The 19540-nt window shown below is 57.8% G+C and carries 21 protein-coding genes; 14 read left to right on the top strand and 7 right to left on the bottom strand.

Features of this window, described 5'->3' with window-relative positions; translation table 11 throughout:
* The 3 genes from AC221Y_RS07955 to AC221Y_RS07945 form a co-directional block, all read left to right on the top strand.
* Positions 1–620: FAD-dependent oxidoreductase (locus tag AC221Y_RS07955; protein WP_486707132.1), on the top strand; the 620-nt coding region annotated here is incomplete at its 5' end.
* Between the two features lies 1 nt (position 621).
* Positions 622–1509 (top strand): NAD(P)-dependent oxidoreductase, encoded by an 888-nt coding sequence (locus AC221Y_RS07950; protein WP_299749217.1) that lies wholly within the window; start codon positions 622–624, stop codon positions 1507–1509.
* A 4-nt stretch (positions 1510–1513) separates the two neighbouring features.
* Entirely contained in the window at positions 1514–2383 is an 870-nt protein-coding gene (locus AC221Y_RS07945; protein WP_486707131.1) for a sugar kinase, read from the top strand.
* Here AC221Y_RS07945 and AC221Y_RS07940 read toward each other — a convergent pair.
* Both AC221Y_RS07940 and uxaC read right to left on the bottom strand, forming a co-directional pair.
* Positions 2361–3575 (bottom strand): mannitol dehydrogenase family protein, encoded by a 1215-nt coding sequence (locus AC221Y_RS07940; RefSeq protein ID WP_486707130.1) that lies wholly within the window; start codon positions 3573–3575, stop codon positions 2361–2363. The two genes, AC221Y_RS07945 and AC221Y_RS07940, sit on opposite strands and share 23 nt — an antisense overlap.
* Entirely contained in the window at positions 3572–4924 is a 1353-nt protein-coding gene (gene uxaC, locus AC221Y_RS07935; protein ID WP_486707129.1) for a glucuronate isomerase, read from the bottom strand. The genes AC221Y_RS07940 and uxaC overlap by 4 nt, the downstream gene beginning before the upstream one ends.
* Before the next feature lie 114 nt (positions 4925–5038).
* Between uxaC and AC221Y_RS07930 the strand changes: the two genes are divergently transcribed.
* The 3 genes from AC221Y_RS07930 to AC221Y_RS07920 are packed head-to-tail and all read left to right on the top strand — an operon-like array spanning position 5039 to position 8123.
* The gene (locus AC221Y_RS07930; RefSeq protein WP_299749228.1) at positions 5039–6064 is read left to right on the top strand and encodes a Gfo/Idh/MocA family protein; all 1026 of its coding nucleotides are present in this window, start codon (positions 5039–5041) and stop codon (positions 6062–6064) included.
* Positions 6061–7068, top strand: coding sequence for a Gfo/Idh/MocA family protein (locus AC221Y_RS07925; protein WP_486707128.1), 1008 nt, complete (start codon positions 6061–6063; stop codon positions 7066–7068). The genes AC221Y_RS07930 and AC221Y_RS07925 overlap by 4 nt, the downstream gene beginning before the upstream one ends.
* Complete coding sequence (locus AC221Y_RS07920) at positions 7065–8123, top strand: Gfo/Idh/MocA family protein (protein WP_299749234.1); 1059 nt, start codon at positions 7065–7067, stop codon at positions 8121–8123. The genes AC221Y_RS07925 and AC221Y_RS07920 overlap by 4 nt, the downstream gene beginning before the upstream one ends.
* Here AC221Y_RS07920 and AC221Y_RS07915 read toward each other — a convergent pair.
* The 4 genes from AC221Y_RS07915 to AC221Y_RS07900 all read right to left on the bottom strand — a co-directional run bounded on the left by AC221Y_RS07915 (position 8111) and on the right by AC221Y_RS07900 (position 11510).
* On the bottom strand, positions 8111–8860 hold the full coding sequence (locus AC221Y_RS07915; protein ID WP_486707127.1) for an SDR family NAD(P)-dependent oxidoreductase: 750 nt from the start codon (positions 8858–8860) through the stop codon (positions 8111–8113). The two genes, AC221Y_RS07920 and AC221Y_RS07915, sit on opposite strands and share 13 nt — an antisense overlap.
* Before the next feature lie 101 nt (positions 8861–8961).
* On the bottom strand, positions 8962–10227 hold the full coding sequence (locus AC221Y_RS07910) for a glycerate kinase type-2 family protein (RefSeq protein ID WP_486707126.1): 1266 nt from the start codon (positions 10225–10227) through the stop codon (positions 8962–8964).
* 40 nt (positions 10228–10267) lie between these two features.
* Positions 10268–10669 (bottom strand): rhodanese-like domain-containing protein, encoded by a 402-nt coding sequence (locus AC221Y_RS07905; RefSeq protein ID WP_486707125.1) that lies wholly within the window; start codon positions 10667–10669, stop codon positions 10268–10270.
* A 76-nt stretch (positions 10670–10745) separates the two neighbouring features.
* A complete protein-coding gene (locus AC221Y_RS07900) occupies positions 10746–11510 on the bottom strand; it encodes a hydroxypyruvate isomerase family protein (protein WP_299749246.1) in 765 nt (254 codons plus the stop codon).
* A 167-nt stretch (positions 11511–11677) separates the two neighbouring features.
* Between AC221Y_RS07900 and AC221Y_RS07895 the strand changes: the two genes are divergently transcribed.
* Complete coding sequence (locus AC221Y_RS07895) at positions 11678–12136, top strand: NUDIX hydrolase (RefSeq protein ID WP_299749249.1); 459 nt, start codon at positions 11678–11680, stop codon at positions 12134–12136.
* 30 nt (positions 12137–12166) lie between these two features.
* Here AC221Y_RS07895 and AC221Y_RS07890 read toward each other — a convergent pair whose 3' ends face one another.
* The gene (locus tag AC221Y_RS07890; protein WP_299749251.1) at positions 12167–12820 is read right to left on the bottom strand and encodes a DUF2848 domain-containing protein; all 654 of its coding nucleotides are present in this window, start codon (positions 12818–12820) and stop codon (positions 12167–12169) included.
* 99 nt (positions 12821–12919) lie between these two features.
* Here AC221Y_RS07890 and AC221Y_RS07885 point away from each other — a divergent pair, with 99 nt between their 5' ends.
* The 7 genes from AC221Y_RS07885 (at position 12920) to AC221Y_RS07855 (ending at position 19450) form a co-directional block, all read left to right on the top strand.
* Positions 12920–13798 carry a LysR family transcriptional regulator gene (locus tag AC221Y_RS07885; RefSeq protein WP_486707124.1) on the top strand — a complete coding sequence of 293 codons (879 nt, stop codon included), beginning with the start codon at positions 12920–12922 and terminating at the stop codon, positions 13796–13798.
* Between the two features lie 97 nt (positions 13799–13895).
* Positions 13896–14705, top strand: a complete 810-nt coding sequence (locus tag AC221Y_RS07880; protein ID WP_486707123.1) for a putative hydro-lyase — start codon at positions 13896–13898, stop codon at positions 14703–14705.
* A 35-nt stretch (positions 14706–14740) separates the two neighbouring features.
* Complete coding sequence (locus AC221Y_RS07875) at positions 14741–15772, top strand: TRAP transporter substrate-binding protein (RefSeq protein WP_299752140.1); 1032 nt, start codon at positions 14741–14743, stop codon at positions 15770–15772.
* 30 nt (positions 15773–15802) lie between these two features.
* Positions 15803–16345, top strand: coding sequence for a TRAP transporter small permease subunit (locus AC221Y_RS07870; protein ID WP_299752137.1), 543 nt, complete (start codon positions 15803–15805; stop codon positions 16343–16345).
* Positions 16342–17625, top strand: a complete 1284-nt coding sequence (locus tag AC221Y_RS07865; RefSeq protein ID WP_299752135.1) for a TRAP transporter large permease — start codon at positions 16342–16344, stop codon at positions 17623–17625. The genes AC221Y_RS07870 and AC221Y_RS07865 overlap by 4 nt, the downstream gene beginning before the upstream one ends.
* Before the next feature lie 38 nt (positions 17626–17663).
* Positions 17664–18428 (top strand): 5-oxoprolinase subunit B family protein, encoded by a 765-nt coding sequence (locus AC221Y_RS07860; RefSeq protein ID WP_486707122.1) that lies wholly within the window; start codon positions 17664–17666, stop codon positions 18426–18428.
* On the top strand, positions 18425–19450 hold the full coding sequence (locus tag AC221Y_RS07855) for a 5-oxoprolinase subunit C family protein (RefSeq protein WP_486707121.1): 1026 nt from the start codon (positions 18425–18427) through the stop codon (positions 19448–19450). The genes AC221Y_RS07860 and AC221Y_RS07855 overlap by 4 nt, the downstream gene beginning before the upstream one ends.
* The last annotated feature ends 90 nt before the right edge of the window (positions 19451–19540 follow it).

Raw genomic sequence — 19540 nt, 5'->3', positions numbered from 1 at the left:
GGGCTACTCTTCTGGATGTCGCGGTCACTGGCTTGGACGAAACATCCACTGGGGTTCAAGTCCATACCGGCGCAGGTGTGCAGGTGTTCGACCAGGTTCTTGTGGCCGCCGGTGGCATGACGGATCACGTGCTTGGGCGTCCGCCATCGTATCGCGTGTGTGGAAGGACCGTGGCGCTGTTTGAGGTGTCCGAGCTGGAAGCCACGCGGTTGGTTTATTTGCCATCGCTGGTAATGGGAACGCCCGAGCGTCACTATTTGTTGCCGCCGATCCGCTATCCGGATGGCAAGGTTTACATGAAACTTGGCGGCGATCCGGACGATATTCTGCTGACCTCGCCGGATGAGATTGGCGATTGGTTTCGCACCGGTGGGCGGGCGGAAGTGCGCGATGATCTGGGTGCGCGATTTCGCGCCCTCTTCCCGGGGGTCACGAGTACATCGGTGAAAATGGACGCCTGCATGACAACCTGGACCAACGATCTGCGGCCCGAGATTGCACGGCTATCGGACAGAGTTTCGGTGGCCTCGGCGGGGAACGGTGCGGGCGCGAAATGCTCGGATGAATTGGGGCGTCGAGGTGCGGCGCTGATTGCAAATGAATTAGGGAAAGGACGATGAGATGACGAAACCAGAAATAGGATTTATTGGACTTGGCTTGATGGGGTCGGCCATGGTCGAACGGCTTCAGGCGACCGGATACAGTGTGACTATAACGCCAAACCGATCACGTCCCAATATCGATGCCGCCGTTGCCCGCGGGGCGTCTGAAGTCGGGACTGCGCGCGAGGTCGCCGCGGCAAGCGACATCGTTATGTTATGCATGGATACCTCGGACAGCGTCGAGGCACGGATGCGCGGCGCAGATGGCGTGATTGCCGGGTTACGCGCGGGCGCTGTTGTGATTGATTTCGGCACGTCCCTGCCCGCATCGACCCGCACGCTTGGCGTCGAAGTGGAGGCCGCCGGCGGAACCTACCTTGACGCACCGCTTGGGCGAACACCGCTTCATGCCAAAGACGGGCTTTTGAATATCATGGGCGCGGGCGACAAGGCGGCCTTCGACAAAGTTGAGCCGGTTTTAAGCGATTTAGGCGAGAACATCTTCCATTTGGGCGATCTTGGCGCCGGGCACACGATCAAGCTGATCAACAACTTCTTTGCGATGACAACGGCGAACGCCATGTCCGAGGCCTTTGCGATGGCCGATGTGATGGGAGTGGATCGCAAGAAGGTTTACGATGTTATGGCGGCAGGTCCATTGCGGTCGGGCATGATGGATTTCGTCAAAGCCTATGGCGTCGACGGTGACCCCATGCAGCTTGCTTTTGCGGTGAAGAACGGCGCGAAAGACGTGGGATACTATGTGCAGATGGCAAAAGAAGCCGGCGCGGACAGCATCATGTCCCAGTGTGCGCTTAAGGGCCTGAAAGCCGCGATGGCGGACGGTCGCTCGGAGGATATGGTGCCGCAGATGGTGGACTTCTATTCGACGCTTTACAAAGCGTGATCCGATGACACGTGTCGCCTGCATTGGCGAAGCCATGATCGAAATGTCGCTGGACGGCGACACAGCGGCCTTGGGGGTTGCAGGAGATACGTTGAACACGGCGGTCTACCTGAAGCGGAGCGCTCCGGAAATCGAGGTCGACTACATCACACGGCTGGGACGCGACCCGTTTTCGGACCGCATCAAGACGTTTATTGCCTCGGAGGGTATTGGAACTGCTGCGATAGGTGTCGATCCGGTTGCCACGCCGGGGCTTTATGCGATCACTTTGGGCGAAGGCGGGGAACGATCATTTACCTATTGGCGGTCGGCATCGGCTGCGCGTCAATTGTTTGCGGACGGTGATTTTTCCATGCTGGAGGGATATGATCTGGTGTATCTCTCCGGGATTTCGCTGGCCATTCTTCCGCATCCGGTGCGACTTGAATTGATTGCGTATCTGAAGGACGCGGGTGTTCGGGTTGCCTATGACAACAACCATCGCCCGCGCTTGTGGACGGTGAAAGAAGCGCGTGATGTGACGTCGGCGTTCTGGGGGTTTGCCGACATTCCCCTGCCCTCGATTGACGACGAAATAGCCGTCTTTGGTGGAGACAAGGCCGACGCGCGCGCGCGATTTTCTACTGCACCCGGGTTGGGCGCAATGAAGTGTGGTGCGGACGGTCCCTTTTCAATCGGCGCGCAAGTTGACCAGTCCTATCCGCCCGCCGGCCGGGTGATCGACACCACGTCGGCTGGAGATAGTTTCAATGGTGCCTATCTGGCCGCACGGTTACAGGGCATGACGCAGGCAGAAGCCTTGCGCGCCGGGCATGACCTTGCGGCGAAAGTGGTTGGGTGTCGTGGGGCGATTATTCCGAAAACTGCGATGTAATATCTGACGCGCCTATCAGGTCCAGAACTGCAGCGGTTGGGTTGGGTGTCGAGATGGCACCCGCGAGCGCAACTGCAAGCGGATCGTCAAGCTTCCGGCCGTGCGATGTTTCTTGGGCGATGAAATCTATCCAGGCCTTAACAGCAGCGCATAAATGCGGGGCCGTGAGGTCGGACGCCAGGCGCGCTCGGATGCTATCAATCAGGCGGTAGGGCACCTTTTGTGACCCATCCATAGCGATCTGGCGAAGCTTATGCTCGACATGTATATTGTCAAATCGGTCGAGCAAGGCATCTGCGTAGGTCGAAGCCTCAAAGCGGACTTCTTTGGGCAACGTGGTTGCGGCCTCGTCCATCAAGCCGCGTACGGATTGTCGTAAATCCGGGTCCGCTATTGCCTCGTGAACGAAAGTGAAGCCCGCAAGGCTTCCGGCGTAGGCCAGATACGAATGCGCGCCATTCAGCATCCTGAGTTTCCGCATTTCATAGGGTGCCACGTCTTGCACCCATTGCACGCCAGGCCAATTCGGGCGCATTGAGACGAAGCGATCTTCGATCACCCATTCTTTGTAAGGCTCGCAGCCGACGGCCATGGCATCACCAGTTTTGGTCCTCAACTCGGCCGTGGTTGCTGGGGTAATCCGGTCGACCATCCCGTTTGGAAAGCTGACCTGGCAATGGGTCGTCAGGCCGCTGGTATTTTGAAACTCTTCGATCGCTTGTGCCAGGGCATTGCCGTTCCCAATGCGATTATCGCAGCTGAGGACCGTCACAGGTGCCTTTCGTTTCGCAAGACCGCGCGCGAGAAACCCGATGAACGTGCGCGGACTGTCCGACAAAAGATCGTGCGCAATGTCCGGGTCCAAAAGGTCGAGATGACCGTTCGGCAACAGGTGGTATCCCTTCTCGGTAACGGTTGCCGAAATCACCGGAAACCTAGCGTCCGTGATATGATCAAGAACAGTCCTGGGATTTTCACTTCCGACAATAATACTGTCAATTATTCTTATGTCGCGCGGCGCCTGCCCCTGCACTGCCAGGGTGTAGCGGTTGCCCTGCGCGGAGAGCCCGTCTCGCACACCAGACGAGCGTAAGGAGACACCGGTGATTGACCAACCGCCAAGGTCCTGGGTGTAGTCGGCAAGATGTGCGCGAAAGAAGTTTCCGGGGCCGAAATGGAGGATTTGATTCATAGACGGTAGGCCTCACGTGCCAGATCGACGGCAAGAAGAATTGCAATTTCTTCCGCGTTTCGTCGGTCGAAGTATCCTCGGCGGATCTGCCCTGACAAATGTTCGGCTACGGCCTGGCGCCACAAATCATGGCGCGCAGGTATCGAGAGGAACGCGCGGGTGTCGTCGTTGAAGCCCGCAAGGTTCCAATAGCCTGCTGTTTCTATAACTTGATCGAAGTATCGCGCAATTCCGGCGGGGCTGTCGTGGAACCACCATGGCGGACCGATGCGGAGGCACGGCCAATGGCCCGCCATGGGCGCAAGTTCCCGCGCGTATGTGCTTTCGTCCAAAGTGAAGAGGATCAGGCGGAAGCCCGGTTCATTTCCAACATGGTTCAACAGCCCCGCCAAACCATCCACCCAACTTGTGGCTGTGGGAATATCCGAGCCCTTGTCAGCACCAAAGATTTTGAAAAGATGCGTGTTTGTGTTGCGCCGGCTGCCTGCATGAAGCTGCATAACCAGCCCGTCTTCGACCGACATTTCTGCCATCACGATCAACATATGACCATGAAACGCGCGCGCTTGTGCTTCCGAGGGCGCATTGAGAACCCTTTGAAAGGCAGCTTCAGGATCAGCCAGAATAGCCGTCTGGACGATATCAATTGCGTGATCGGTTGCCGTGGCACCGTTTTGTTTGAAGAGCGCGCGACGCATGCGCAACGCCGCGAGATAGCCGGAATAATTCGTGGTGTCTCTGTGCGTAAGGAGCGCCAGGTTTTCGATGCTGTCTTTAAAGTCCACGTGTTGCGGATCAATCAGAGCATCAGGGCGAAACGTCGGAATGACGCGCCCCGCCCAATCGGACTTTGCGATCGTCTGATGATGAGACAGGTCATCAAGGGCGTTGTCGGTCGTCGCCAGCGCCTCTATCTTGAAACGGCCGAACAGCGCCCGCGGACGGAAGGCAGAGTCTGCCAATTTTTCCGCGATTTCATCGTAAACCTTATCAGCAGTTTCAGGGCCAAGCGGCGTATCGACGCCAAGCGTTTGTGTCAGCACATACTCAATCCAGAGGCGGCTTGGGGTGCCGAGGAACAGATGCCAGTTATGAGCAAACGTTCGGAAGACGTCTCGTCTGTCGGTGTGGTCGCCTGCGGGTGGGACCCCGAGATCTTCGAGCGGGACCCCTTGAGAATAGAGCATACGAAACACGTAGTGATCCGGGACAACGAGCAGCTCCGCCGGGTCCGAGAACGGCTCATCGGTTGCGAACCATTTTGGATCACAGTGGCCGTGAGGCGAGACAATCGGAAGATCACGGATCGTTTCGTAGAGATGGCGCGCCGTTGGGTCTGTAAGTTCCATCAGGGGTCCGTTCCTTGGTCTTTGTGGTCTTCGCGTCATGAGCCGCAAAATATCACAAGTTTTGCTTGGCGAAGGCCTCTAAAGCTGTAACGCTTTTTGGCACAGGGGGAAATCATGAAGGTTGCTTTGATAGGACATGGGATGGTGTCGGGGACGCATCTAGCCGCCCTATATGACAGTAATTTGGTCAATTTACATGGCATACTAGGGAGTGATGTTGCGCGGGCTCGGACCTTCGGGGGCAATCATTGCGCAGACGCCAAGGTCTATCCGGGGCTGGCGGAGCTTTGCGCGGATACATCACTTGATTTTGCCATTGTGACGACACCGCCAAACGCACGGAAGGACATAGTTGATGCGCTTGTGGATGCGGGTCTTCCCATATTGATGGAGAAGCCAGTTGAACGGACCTTGAAGGCCGCAACCGAGATTGCAGTGCGTTGTAAAACGGGCGGTGTTGTTGCTGGAATAGTGTTCCAACACCGTGTGCGTGAGAGTTCACAGGCCTTGAAGACTGCTATTGCGCGCGGTGATTTAGGCGAATTGGTCGCCGCGGAAATACGCGTGCCGTGGTGGCGTGACCAAGGGTACTACGATCAGGCCGGGCGCGGCACGTATGCCCGCGATGGCGGTGGTGTGGTGATCAGTCAAGCCATCCACACGCTGGACCTGGCGATATGGTTAATGGGACCGGTCGCGACTGTGCAGGCGATGATGGCGACCACTGCTCTCCATGAATTGGAGGCTGAGAATTGGGCGGGGGGGCTTCTACGATTTGCGAATGGCGCGGTTGCAACTTTGACTGCAACGACGTCATTTTATCCGGGCGGGCAAGAGAGTATCCGAGTGCAGGGAACGCGCGCGCATGCGCATCTTGAGGGCGGTGTTCTTACAGTTTCCTATTTGGATGGACGAGTGGAACATCTGGGTGAAACTGCAAGCGGCACCGGCGGCGGGGCGGATCCGATGGCTTTCACCCATGCCTGGCACCAGGCGATCATTGAGGACTTTGCAAACAGCATTGAGGCCAGAAGGGCGCCGCTTTGTACTATGCGGGACGGGCTGCGCGTTCATGCGGTGATCGACGCGATGGAGCGATCCTCGAAGCTGGGGCAAACGGTCGGGGTGGTTGAGATATGACGCTACCTGTTGTCGCCATAGGGCTGGATCATCGACACATTTACGGGATGACCGAAAGTATATGTGCGGCGGGCGCTCATTGCGTTGGCTTTTGGACGGACGGCGCGCCGGGAACGCTTGGCGGCTTCATCGAACGGTTTCCCGATACGCCGCGCTTTGAAGCCTTGGGCGATGCGCTCGGATCAGGCGCAAAGTTAGCTTTGATATCTGCCGTTCCAGCGGACCGTGCCACTTTGGCAATACGGGCCATGGACGCAGGCATGGATGTGATGGTCGACAAGCCGGGGTGTACGACCTTTGAACAGCTTGGGGCAATCCGCGCCTGTGTTGCGCGGACCGGGCGGATTTGGTCAGTGAATTTTTCGGAACGCTTTGAGACCAGGTGTTCGACCCTTGCGAGTGAGTTGGTGGAGGCGGGAGAGATCGGGCGGGTTATTCAGACGGTTGGACTTGGGCCGCACCGGCTTAACCGCGCGACGCGGCCGCCATGGTTCTTTAAGCGTGATCGCTATGGCGGTATTTTGACGGACATTGCATCTCATCAGATCGATCAGTTTCTGCATTACACGGGGGCGGCTGACGCCGAGGTCACCCACGCTTTTGTCGCCAATCGTGGCAATCCGGATACGCCCGGATTGCAGGATCTTGGGGAGCTGAATTTGCGCTCGGACACCGCAAGCGGCTATATTCGCGTGGACTGGTTTACGCCCGATGCCTTGCCGAATTGGGGCGATGGGCGACTGACAATTCTCGGTACCGAGGGCTACATCGAGCTTCGCAAATATGTCGATGTTGGCGGACGCACGGGCACCGATAGTGTGGTTCTGGTCAATGGAACGCGGTGCGAGACGTTGGACGCGCGGGACGCCGGATTGCCTTATTTTTCGAGGCTGCTTGGTGACATCGAAAACCGAACGGAGACTGCCATGTCACAGGCCCATTGCTTTACGGTGATGCGGCTTGCTCTTGCCGCGCAAGCCAAGGCAGAGGGGGCGACCACATGATCTGCGCTGCTATTTTAGGGGCGGGGATCGGGGTGCAGCACCTTGAAGCCTATCGCGCTTTGTCGGATCGATTTCAGGTCAGTTTGATCGTCGATCGTGACGCCGCGCGAGCGCGGGCCATGGATGCATCAATTGAATGGTCCGGCGAGATTGAGGTCGCGATCAGCGATCCAGAAATTGATTTGATCGATATTTGCCTGCCGCCGCATTTGCACGTTCCGGTGGCGTTGGACGCCTTGGCTGCGGGAAAGCACGTGATTTGCGAAAAACCTATTGCAACATCGATGGCGGATATTGCGCGTCTGCGGGTCGCAAGCGAAGCAACGGGCGCACAGCTTTTCCCGATCTTTCAGTATCGCTTTGGCCCCGCGATTGCGGCCCTGAAAACGATGATTTCGAACGGGTCGACCGGTGCGCCACAAGTCGCGGCGCTTGAGACGCACTGGTCGCGGGACGCCGCATATTATTCAGAGCCCTGGCGCGGAACATGGGTTGGTGAACAGGGCGGCGCCATTCTGGGGCATGCAATCCATACTCACGATTTGCTGACCTATCTATTGGGTCCTGTCGCGCAATTGTCTGCCGCCATCGCGACGCGGGTTAATCCAATTGAGACCGAAGATTGCGCCGCAATTTCGTTCCAGATGGCAAACGGTGCGCTTGCAACAAGCTCGGTCACGTTGGGTGCGGCGGTGGATGAAACACGGATTCGGCTGGTGTTTGAAAACCTGACGGCGACCTCTGGATGGGTGCCATACGCGCCCGCCACCGGGACATGGCGTTTTGAGGCCAGAGATCCTGCACTTCAACCCAAACTCGACGCCATTGTGCAAGCAACAGCGCGCGCTAGGGCCGGGTATGTTGGCGCATTTGACGCGATTGCAGACGCCCTTCAAGGCACCCCCGGCCATGAAGTGACGTTTGCGGACGGGGCTGCTTCAATCGAACTTGTCACGGCAATTTATGCCTCTGCAAGAACCGGCGTGCGCACGACACTTCCGTTGTCGAAGGATCATGCCTTCTTTAACGGATGGCTGCCCGATCAGACTGTGTAGTTAAGACCAAGCCGCCCGCCGTCGACGTAGATTGTCTCGCCAGTGATATAGCTGGCTTTTTTCGAGCAGAGGAAGGCAACGACATCACCTATTTCGCGGGCTGTTCCGGGGCGTTTTAGCGGGGTGCGAGACATGGCGATTTTCATGGCTTCTGGGTTTGCGTTCACCCCCGCCATCATTTCGGTGTCAATTGACCCCGGCCCCACTGCATTGACCCGTATGTTGTGCGGCGCCAGCGCCAAGGCCGCGACTTTGGTCAGTTGCATAACGCCGCCCTTTGACGCGCAATAGGCCGGGATCGCGGGAATTGCGACCTGAGCATTGATCGACGACATGTTGACGATCGCGCCTTCGATCCCGTGCTCGACCATGGCGCGGCCAGCGCGCTGCGTGGCGACGAACACGCCGCGAAGGTTGACGCCTATGACCCGGTCAAACGTCGCAAGATCGTAGCTCAAAAATTCCCCCGCAGCGGCAATGCCTGCGTTGTTGACCAGTGCCGACACCGGGCCGTACTCGGCCTCGATCTTGTCGAACATCGCCAAGACCTGATCCGCGTCGCCCATGTCGCACACGAGCCCCGCCAGCGCGCCAAGTTTGGTCGCGGCCTCTGCCACGCCGTCGACTTTGATGTCGGCCAGGATCACGCGGAACCCTTCCTCCATCAGAGCCTCCGCAGAAGCATATCCGATGCCTTGTGCGCCGCCGGTCACGAGAGCGATGGGAGTGTCGGTCATTGGGTGTTCCTTTTTTGAACGCGGTCAGCCCGCACCGTCGTTTACCGAGATAAAACGCGCTTTTGGCAATGGTGCAATAGGGGGGCGTCCGAGGCTGGCATCTAGCGGATGAGGATAGCGCGAAAATCGTTCACATTGGTGCCTGTCGGACCCGGTGCGAAGAGGTCGTCGATGGCATCGAAGGCGCCCCATGCGTCGTGGGAAGACAGGATGACGGCGGGGTCTTTGCCCGCCTGCCTGATCCGGCTCCAGGTGGAGCCGTCGGCGAAGGCACCGGCGTTGTCTTCGGAGCCGTCGATACCGTCGGTGTCTGCCGCAAGTGCGCTGATGTTTTGTCCTTCGATGCCGCGCGCAAAGGCCAGAAGGAATTCCGTGTTGCGGCCCCCGCGTCCTCCCGCATTTCGGATCGTTACGGTCGTTTCACCACCCGACAGGATCACAACTGGCGGCGAAAATGGCCGATTGCGCTGGCGAACTTCGCGCGCGATGGCGGCGTGGACCTGCCCCACGTCTCGGGCCTCGCCTTCGATGGCGTCTGATAAGATGACAGGCGTGATACCAGCGGCCTTTGCTGCGCGGGCGGCGGCTTCGAGTGACAAAGATGCCGAGGCGATCACGAAAACCTCATTTTTCGCAAAGGTTTCTTCAGAGGGATGCGGCGGTTGGCCAAGGTCGGACGCAAGATGGTGGCGGATCGTTTCGGGCAATGCGATGCCGTAGGCCGCTATATGATTAAGAGCGTCAGCGCGTGTCACGGTATCGGGAACCGTCGGGCCAGAGGCGACCTGTGCGGGGTCATCCCCCGGCACGTCCGACACAACAAGGCTTATGACGCGCGCCGGGTGCGCGGCGGCGGCAAGACGCCCGCCTTTGATCTTGCTCACCTGTTTTCGGATCGCGTTCATCACTGAGATCGGCGCGCCGGACGCCAGCAGGCATTCGTTCAACGCGGCTTCATCGGCAAGCGTCATGCCGTCCGGCGGCGCGGGCAACAGGGCCGACCCGCCACCGCATATCAACGCGATCACAAGATCGTCCGGACCGAGGTTCGAGACCGCGGCAAACAAGGCCGCGGTCGCGTCCATGCCCGCTGCGTCAGGCACCGGATGCGAAGCTTCCAGCACCCGGATCGACCGGGTGGGGGCCGCATACCCGTATCGGGTGACCACGACGCCTTCGACTTTTGTGGGCCAAAGGTCCTCGAAGGCAGCAGCCATTTGTGCCGCGCCTTTGCCCGCGCCGATGACAATCGTCCGCCCTCTCGGCGGCTTTGGTAGAACGCAGGCCAGCGCGCGTTTTGGATCAGCGGCGGCAACGGCGGCTTCGAACAGGTCGATCAGGAAGGGTTTGTCATCTTTGATGCTCATTTCAGTTTTCTACCGCCCATCGAGGGAAAAGGTATTGCGATTACGTCGCCGGATCGCTTTTCTCGACCGGGCCGCCCTGCTTTCGCCAAGTCGAGAACCCGTCTTTCAGATGCGCGGCTTTGAAGCCCATATCCTGAAGAGTGGCCACCGTCAGCGCCGAGCGCCATCCGCTCGCGCAGTGGAAGACAAAGGTTTTGTCTTGTCCGAAAACCTCTTTGAAATAAGGGCTGTCGGGGTCTATCCAAAATTCGACCATACCGCGCGGGGCATGCACACTACCGGGGATAAAGCCGCTTCGTTGCCGTTCGCGAATGTCACGGATGTCGACGACGACGACGTCAGGATCGCCAAGCCGCGCGATCAGGTCAGGTGTGGCAACTTCCTCGATGCGCGCGCGGGCGGCGGCAACAAGGTCTGCCGATGATTTCAAAAGTTTCGCCACAACGGACCATCCATGACTGTTTGCTTTCACGACTTGATCGCACGGACCAAGCCGTCCTGCCAAGCAGGAAGGCTGCTTAAACCAGTGTCTTCATCCACCCAAGGGTCGCCTCCGTCGGACCACCTGGTTTGTACTCTGCGCCCAGGGGCATTGCCCATCCAACCGCATCAAGTTCGCGGAAAACGTGGGAATAGTTGATCTCGCCGTGATCGGGTGCGCCGCGATCGGGTACTGCCGCGAACTGGACATGCCCGATAACGGTCTGCAGCGCCTTGAAGCGCGTGATGACGTCGCCCTCGTTGCGGCCGACATGATAGCAATCAAACATCAGCTTAAGGTTTTCGGCGTTCACCTCGTTCATGATTACCACGGCTTGATCGGTATTTCGCAGGAAATACTCCGGGGCATCGTTCCGGTTCAGTGGCTCGATCAGAATGGTTATTTGTGACGGTGCTGCCTGCGCGCAGGCATAGCCGAGGTTTGCCACAAACGTCGCATGAGCGCTTGGGCCCTGGGCGTTGCCAGCCATCACGTGAACCGCTTTCGCGCCAACCGCTAAGGCGTATTCCAACGCCTGATCAATCGCTGCGCGCGCTTGGGTTTCGCGATCCGGCAGGGCCGACAATCCGTTCTCACCTGCAGCTGTATCGCCGCGCGAAGTATTTAATCCCAGCATTGGAAGCCCAGTCGCATCAAGGGCCGACAGCACATCTTCGGGCGGGGTTTCATAGGGCCAGTGGCATTCGACGGCGACGAAGCCGGCAGCGTGGGCGGCAATGATCGCCCTTGGCAAGGACAGGTCAGTCCAGAGAAACCCAAGATTTGCAGAAAAGCGCGGCATGATACGCAACACCCCCAGTTTGTGTGGTTTGACGTTTGTCTTCGCATGCCAGTTACGGGGCTGTCTATCCATCGCAATTGATTGGTTCTGAGCGAAAATTGCCTTCTTACAAACTTTGAGGTAATGTCAGTCAACAAAAAGAAAAACATCCTGAGGTAGAATTTTTGATGCTAGAACGCCTTAAAGGGGCATGGGACGCATACGTCTGGCCATGGCTACACGGCCCAACGCGCCTGCAGGTTGCGGCGCTCTGTTATCGGCGTGACGGCAAGGCCAATAAGATCCTATTGATCACAAGTCGCGACACTGGTCGTTGGATCATCCCAAAGGGGTGGCCGATTGATGGCCTGAACGACCCCGAGGCTGCCAAACAGGAAGCTTGGGAAGAAGCGGGCGTGTCGAAGGGCAGTATGAGCGACGAAGCCATTGGGCACTATACCTATCGAAAATCGCTTGATGACGGTCTGGATATTCCTGTGAAAACAATGGTTTTCCCTCTGATCGTCGAAGAAATAAGTGACGAATTTCCTGAAGCAGATCAACGCGAGCGCAAATGGGTCAGCCAGGGCGAGGCTGCGAATATGGTCGACGAGCCAGAGCTGCAATCCATTTTGCGCGCGCTTTAAGTCGTCCGCCTTTCTTAGCTATCGTCGTTCTTAGCTTACGACGGGCAGCGAACGTGCCTCGTACTCAAAGCTGATTTCCGCGCCCGTCGCCGGATCTTGCATGGTGGCGCGAAACCTTGAGGCGGCGCGAACGCCGCCGATAGCCGCGAAGGTTCCGCACAACATTGCCGAGCCAGCTTGGAGATCGATGGCGGTGATAAGCGCCTCCAGCGGCCTGATCTGACCGAGATGCCCGTCCTGATAGAGAACCCAGTCGCCGTTTTCGTGGATCCAGGATTGAATGGTGATGGTCTCCAAACGATCCGCAACCCTGGCGTAATCCCAAAGCGTTGCCGCGCAGGGCTTGGCACAGATTTGCTTTGAGGCGGCCACAGACGTCGCCTCAAGCTGGCGGTCGGTATGATCCGAGCCAAGGCCCAGCCAAAGCGTCCCGCCGTGTCGCACAATCATAGGTTCAGCTTCGCCAGACGACGCATCCCCCAGCACTTCGATGAGCGGGTCGGTGGTCAAAAGGTCGTTCGAGACACGGTAGAACAAGGGCACCTTCGACGGTGGCGCAACCCCGATTGCCGCCAGTTCGTCGATGTGGTGTTGCACGGCTTTCGCATCACGTCCGGTCCAGCCCGCAACGATCAAATGCTCGACCTCAAAGTTGAAGGAGCTATTTTCGGTATTGAAATGCATCTCGTGGTCCTCGAACGTGGGTGACAGGGGCGAAACTGAGCGCAAGCGCGGGTGCTGTCCAGCGGAATTGCCCAAATCAAATACGGCGGGAGTAGCACAATGACGTTCGAGCAGTTGAAGACGTTCTATTGGGTCGCCCGGTTGGGCGGGTTTCGCCGCGCGTCAGAACAACTGAGCCTGTCACAACCGGCAATTTCCACCCGCGTCAGCACATTAGAAAGCGAACTTGGCGTCGTTTTGTTCGAGCGCACGCCAAAGGGTGTGGCATTGACCAAATCGGGGACGATGCTATTGGGCTACGCCGAACAAATGCTGTTTGTGCAGGAAGAGATCGTAAAGCGCGTCGCCAACCCGTCCAAGATCGAAGGGCTGTTTCGGATCGGATCGTCCGAGACAATTGCACAGGCCTGGTTGCCGGAATTTCTGAAAGCATTCAGCAACGAATATCCACGTGTGAACATTGATCTGACGGTCGATATTTCCGGAAATCTGCGTAACAGCTTGTTACAACAGGATATTGACCTGGCGTTCTTGATGGGGCCGGTTTCAGAATTTACTGTGGAAAACGTTGATCTGCCCAAATTTGATCTGCATTGGTACAAGGCGAAAGGTAGCGGGCCTGTCGATTTGCAAGCGATCCCGGTGATCTCATATGCCGCAAAAACACGCCCCTATCGCGAGTTGATGGCTGAGTTGTCGCGGCGCATCGGACCCAACGTGCGGATCTATTCATCGGCGTCGCTTTCGGCCAGTTTGCAGATGATTGCGGCAGGGATTGCGGTCGGGCCCTATCCTCAGGCGTTGGCGTCGGGCTTGCTATCTTTGGGGCGCATTGAGGAGTTCGATCCCGGCTTCCAGCCTAGTCCTTTGGCATTCACGGCCTCGTATCTTGGCGAACCTCGCAGCGTTTTGGCTGAACGCGGGGCCGAAATTGCACGGGAGATTGCGCATTCCTGGGGCGAGGATAATGCTGGCTAGCCTATCACTAATTTCTATCAATATTGATCCAAAATGATAATTTGAGATAAAGTATCGACCATGCAATCCTTTTGCTATGGGATCAAAGGGTGTGGGGATGTCTTCGGACACGACAATTTATCAAGACCTGCGCGGGCTGTCGGCGCGCGAGGTACGCATGGCAATCCGCGAGGGACGCTATGATCGTCACACCGCGGGGTTGGCCGCTGGAAAGCTGCAGTGCAATCTTGCGATCCTGCCGGAAGCCCATGCTCTCGACTTTCTGCGATTTTGCCAACGCAATCCAAAGCCCTGCCCTGTCGTCGGTGTCAGCGATACTGGCGATGCATTTATGCGCACGCTTGGCGATGACATAGACATCCGCACTGACGTGCCTCGCTACCGCGTGTTTCGCGACGGCGTTTTTACCGGCGAGGTCACGAATATCACCGACCTCTGGCGCGACGATCTTGTTACGGTCGCTTTAGGGTGTTCCTTTACCTTTGAAAACGCATTCATCGCCAACGACATTCCTGTTCGCCACATCGAACAAGATAAGACCGTGCCGATGTACAAAACCAACGTCGCACTGACACCTGCGGGGGTCTTTGCCGGAGAGATGGTCGCCACGATGCGCCCTATTCGCGAAGATCGCATCGAGGATGCTTATCGTATCAGCGGCAGATTTCCGCATGCGCATGGGGCTCCGATTGCGATGGGCGATCCGGCGGATATCGGCATTGCTGACTTGAATGCACCGGACTGGGGCGACCCAGTTGCGGTCGAAGACGGCGAAATACCCGTTTACTGGGCTTGCGGAGTTACTCCGCAAAACGTGCTTATGAACGCGCGCCTCCCATTCTGTATCACCCACGCCCCCGGTCACATGCTGATCGCGGACGTCTCGGAAACGCTTGAAGACCAATGATCAACAAGAAACCTACAACCAACATGGAGAGAAACATGCGTAAATCGCTTACATTGCTCGCCGCGTCGATGACGCTGGCAACCCCCGCATTGGCCGAAAACTTGGCTGTTGTCGGAAGCTGGTCCGGCTTGCCGCTGCACAAGGAATACGAAGCGCCGTTTTGGGGTGAAACCCTGCCAGCAGCGTCCGGTGGTGACATCACGGTCGAACTGACAACCCACAACCAGATGGGCCTTGGACTTGGCGACATTTATCCGCTTTTGGGTCAGGGCGTTTACGATGTTGCAATGACCGTTGCGGATTATGCGGTTTCTGATGCGCCGGAACTTGAAGGTCTGGACGTCCCATTGATTGCCCTAAGTGCTGACGAAGCCCGCGCGATGGTTGATGCCGCGCGCCCGATGGTCGCCGACATCTTCCACGACCGCTTTAACAGCCACGTGCTGGCGATTGCGCCCTACCCGCCGCAGGTCGTTTTTTGTAATGCCGAGATTTCCAGCCTTGATGACCTTCAGGGTCTGAAAGTGCGCGCCTCGGGTCGTATGACCGCAAAACTGCTTGAAGCGCTCGGCGCCGAGGGCGTGAACGTCGCGTTCTCCGAGGTGCCCGGCGCGCTTCAAAAAGGCGTTGTCGACTGCGCCGTCACGGGTGCCGGTTCGGGTTATTCTGCCGGTTGGTGGGAAGTTTCGACACACCTGATGCCACTGCCGCTTGGTGGTTGGGACCCGGTTGTGACAGCCATGAACCTTGACAAATGGAACGGCCTCAGCAGCGAAACACAGGACCTGATCCAGACGCAGGTCACAGCAGAATTCGAAGCCCCAGCATGGGCGACGGCGCAAAACGCCTTGGTCAATGACATCGCCTGCCTGACCGGCAACGGCGCGTGCCCGGCTGGCGATGCGCGTTCGATGGTTTTGGTTGAAGCTTCGGACGCTGACTTTGCCAAGGCACGCGCGATCCTTGTCAGTGAAGTTCTGCCTGAGTGGGCCGAGCGGGCCGGTGGTGACTGGGCGGAACGCTGGAATGCATCCGTGGGTCAGGTTGTTGGCGTGACGATCGAGTAAGACACTCAAACCAAAAGAGGATCCAGGATAATGGAACTGCTGGGAACACTCAGGACGATAAACAGAGGAGTGGCGGTGCTTGTCGGCGTCATGCTTCTGGGCTGCGCTGCCTTTGTGCTTCTGGATATTGTTTTCAGACAACTTGGGTCCTCGTTCGGCGGCACCGACGAGATAAGCGGTTACGTCATGGCCATCGCGAGCTCATGGGGCATGGCCTATACGATGCTTGAACTTGGCCACGTCAGAATTGATCTTTTGCGAAGCCGCGCCGCGCCCCTTGGGCGGTGTTTGTTCGACGTGTTCTCGATGGTGGTTCTAAGCGGCACGGTCGTGTTAATTGCTTACAAATGCTGGCCGGTACTGGAACGCTCGCTGAACAATAATTCGACGGCCAACACGCCGCTTGAGACCCCGCTGGCGCTTGTTCAAGGGCCATGGTTTGCGGGTTGGCTTTGGTTTGCAGTCATGTCGTGCATCACGACTTTGGTTGCGTTGAACATGATCCGTAAAGGACAACTTTCAGAAACCGAGGCCGCGATTGGCGCCTTTGGCGAAGCGGAGACCCTGCAATGATCGCCTATGTCGCTATCGGGTTGCTGGCCCTTCTAAGCATGTCGATTCCGGTCGGAATTGTGCTTTTTCTTTTGGGCTTTGGGATCGACTGGTTCTTCTCAAGTTTTCCACTGATCCGCGGACTTGGCAATATGGTGTGGTCGTCATCGAATAGTGCGACCCTGATTGCCATTCCGTTCTTCGTTCTGCTTGGTGAAATCTTGGTACGTAGCGGTGTTGCAGCCCGCACCTACGCGGCGCTTGATCGTTGGGTATCATGGATGCCGGGTGGTTTGGTCCACGCGAACGTTGCGACCGCGACGATGTTTTCTGCCACCTCCGGGTCGTCCGTGGCCACAGCGGCAACCGTAGCGACCGTGGCAATGCCGCAGGCCGAAAAACTCGGATATGACCCGAAACTCTTTTCCGGAGCGATCGCGGCTGGCGGTACTCTTGGCATTATGATCCCGCCGTCCATCAATCTGATTGTTTACGGCTTTCTCACCCAGACCTCGATCCCACAACTGTTCCTTGCCGGGCTTATTCCCGGTCTGGGTCTGGCGTTGGCGTTCATCATTATGGTCGCCATTATTTGCACGATCTGGCCACACCTTGGCGGGGAGCGCCGGGTTTTTCCACTGCCCGAGATGATGCGTGCGCTGGTTCACTTGGCGCCGATCATATTGTTGTTCACGGTGATCATTGGCTCGATCTACAACGGTTGGGCGACACCGACGGAAGCCGCAGCGGTGGGCGTTGCCGGAGCCTTCGTCATCGCCGGGGCCTTTGGCGGCATATCGTTGAATATGCTGGTGGAAAGTATCCACGGGACCGTCAAAATCACCTCAATGATCATGCTTGTCGTGATCGGAGCATCCTTCCTGAACTTCACGTTGGCCTCGGCCGGATTAGGTCAGGAACTGGACGCATTTCTGACAGGCCTCGGGCTTTCTCCGCTTGGGTTCATATTGGTCGTTGTCGTCATGTACATCGTTCTTGGCTTTTTCATCGAGACACTGTCGCTCATGGTTGTAACCATTCCGATCATTGTGCCGTTGGTCGTCGAGCAAGGATTCGACCCGATCTGGTTCGGTATTTTGATGATCGTTCTGATCGAAATGGCTTTGATTACGCCGCCTGTGGGACTGAACCTGTACGTTGTGCAAGGGGCGCGAAAAAGCGGGAGCATGTCGGACGTCATGCTCGGCGCCCTGCCCTTCGTGGCGGTAATGCTGGCCATGGCGCTGGCGCTGATCGCCTTCCCACAAATCGCACTCTTCCTGCCACAAGCGCTGAATTAGCGTTAGTATCCCATCGAACTCCAGCAAATGGCCCGCCCGTGACCCGTGCAGATTCTCCTGACATGTCCGCATTCCCGCGCATCGTTGATGTCGGACTATGCGGGATGCTTGTGACGTTTTCGGACGTCTTAACCGATGGGGCCAATAGCGCCGCATTGGCGTTTCGCGCGGCAGTAGAGGCGCTTGGGCTTGACGGTGTGAGCGAAACATCGACGTCGCTCACCTCGACATTCGTGACATATGACCCGCTTCTTCTGGCACGTGACGCGTTGCGCGCGCGCCTACAGGAATTGACCGAAGATCGCGTCTGGAGCGCTGCACCATTGCCCACGAACCGCGTCCTTTGGACGATCCCAGCAGTCTTTGGCGGCGAGGAAGCCGGACCGCAGTTGGAAGAGGCGGCACGTCTTGCCGGTGTATCGCCAGACGTGGCAGTTGCCGAACTGTGCGCCAAACCCTTGCGGGTCATGACCTTAGGCTTTGCTCCGGGGCAGCCTTACCTTGGTTCACTGCCCAAAAACTGGGACATCCCGCGCCAGTCCGGCCTCACAAAGCGCGTCCCCATTGGGGCCATCACAGTCGCAATTCGCCAGATCGTTTTGTTCTCAACATCGACTCCGACGGGCTGGCGGCAGGTTGGGAAATGCGGGTTTCACGCGTTCCGGCCAAACGCACCCGAACCCTTCGCGCTTAAGCCCGGAGATGAAATCCGCTTTCGTTCAGTATCGGATCAAGACTTCGCGAACCTTCAGGCCGGCGATCAAAGTGGCGACGGCGGCGCCATCCGCGAGGGCCTGGGATGACGACCTCGCTTCTTATTCATCGGGCCGGACCCGCCATGACGGTACAGGACTTGGGACGGCCCGGACATATGGGCCAAGGTCTGTCGATGGGGGGGGCAGCAGATCGCACCGCTTTCATCGAAGGTGTGGCCTTACTTGGTCAATCGCTGAGCTGCGCTGCCATCGAAATGGCTGCATTCGGTGGGGAATTCTCGACGACAGCTGACATTCGAATTGCGTTAACCGGCGCGCCGATGAAAGCCACACTCGACGGTGAGCCGCTGGTCTGGAACGCGTCGTACCTTGTCAAAGCCGGACAGCGTTTGTCCATCGGACCTGCAAGAACCGGAGTTTACGGATATCTTCACGTTGGCGGCGGCATCCACACGACCCCCTTCCTTGGAAGCCGGGCCACCCATCTGACGGCGGGTATCGGTGGGGTTCTTGCCTCAAACCAGACCTTGCCTATCGGGCCTGACTCACACCGTGGTGATGTCGGCAAAACATTAACGCCCGAAGCCCGGTTTGAAGGCGGCTCTGTGCGGGTGCTTCCCAGTGTCCAGACCGATAACTTCCCGGGCGTGGTCAGGACGCGCTTTGAAATGACCGGTTTCAAACGGACGCCTCGCGGCAATCGGCAAGGCGTCGAGCTTGTTTTTGAAGGACGGCCTTTCGCGACGGGCGAACAACTTACCATCCTGTCAGAACCGATGGTCGCGGGGGACATCCAGATGACCGGGGAGGGCATACCGTTTGTGCTGTTGCCTGAATGTCAGACCACCGGCGGATATCCTCGTATTGGCACGGTACTGCCGTGCGATCTTCCAATCGTCGCACAGGCGACCGCAGGAAGCGCTTTGTCGTTCCGGTTCGTGGACCACGGGACGGCGCTTCAAACACATAAAAGCCCCGAGCAAATTCTTGCCCAACTGACCACTTCAACCCGGCCACTCGTCCGCGATCCACGGGCCATACGTGATCTTCTTGCCTATCAACTGGTTGGAGGGGTTGTGAATGCCCTTGAGGGTGACAGGATAGAGTAGAGTGGCGCCTAAGCGCCGTCAAACCGCAAGCCGGGGTCCCTCAGTTGACGCGGCGCATTGTGCTTTTTTTATTTCGATAGATTTTTCTGC

Source organism: Boseongicola sp., from assembly GCF_057460485.1.
Note: the sequence above shows the minus strand (reverse complement) of the source record. Positions and strands in the feature narration are given on the sequence as shown.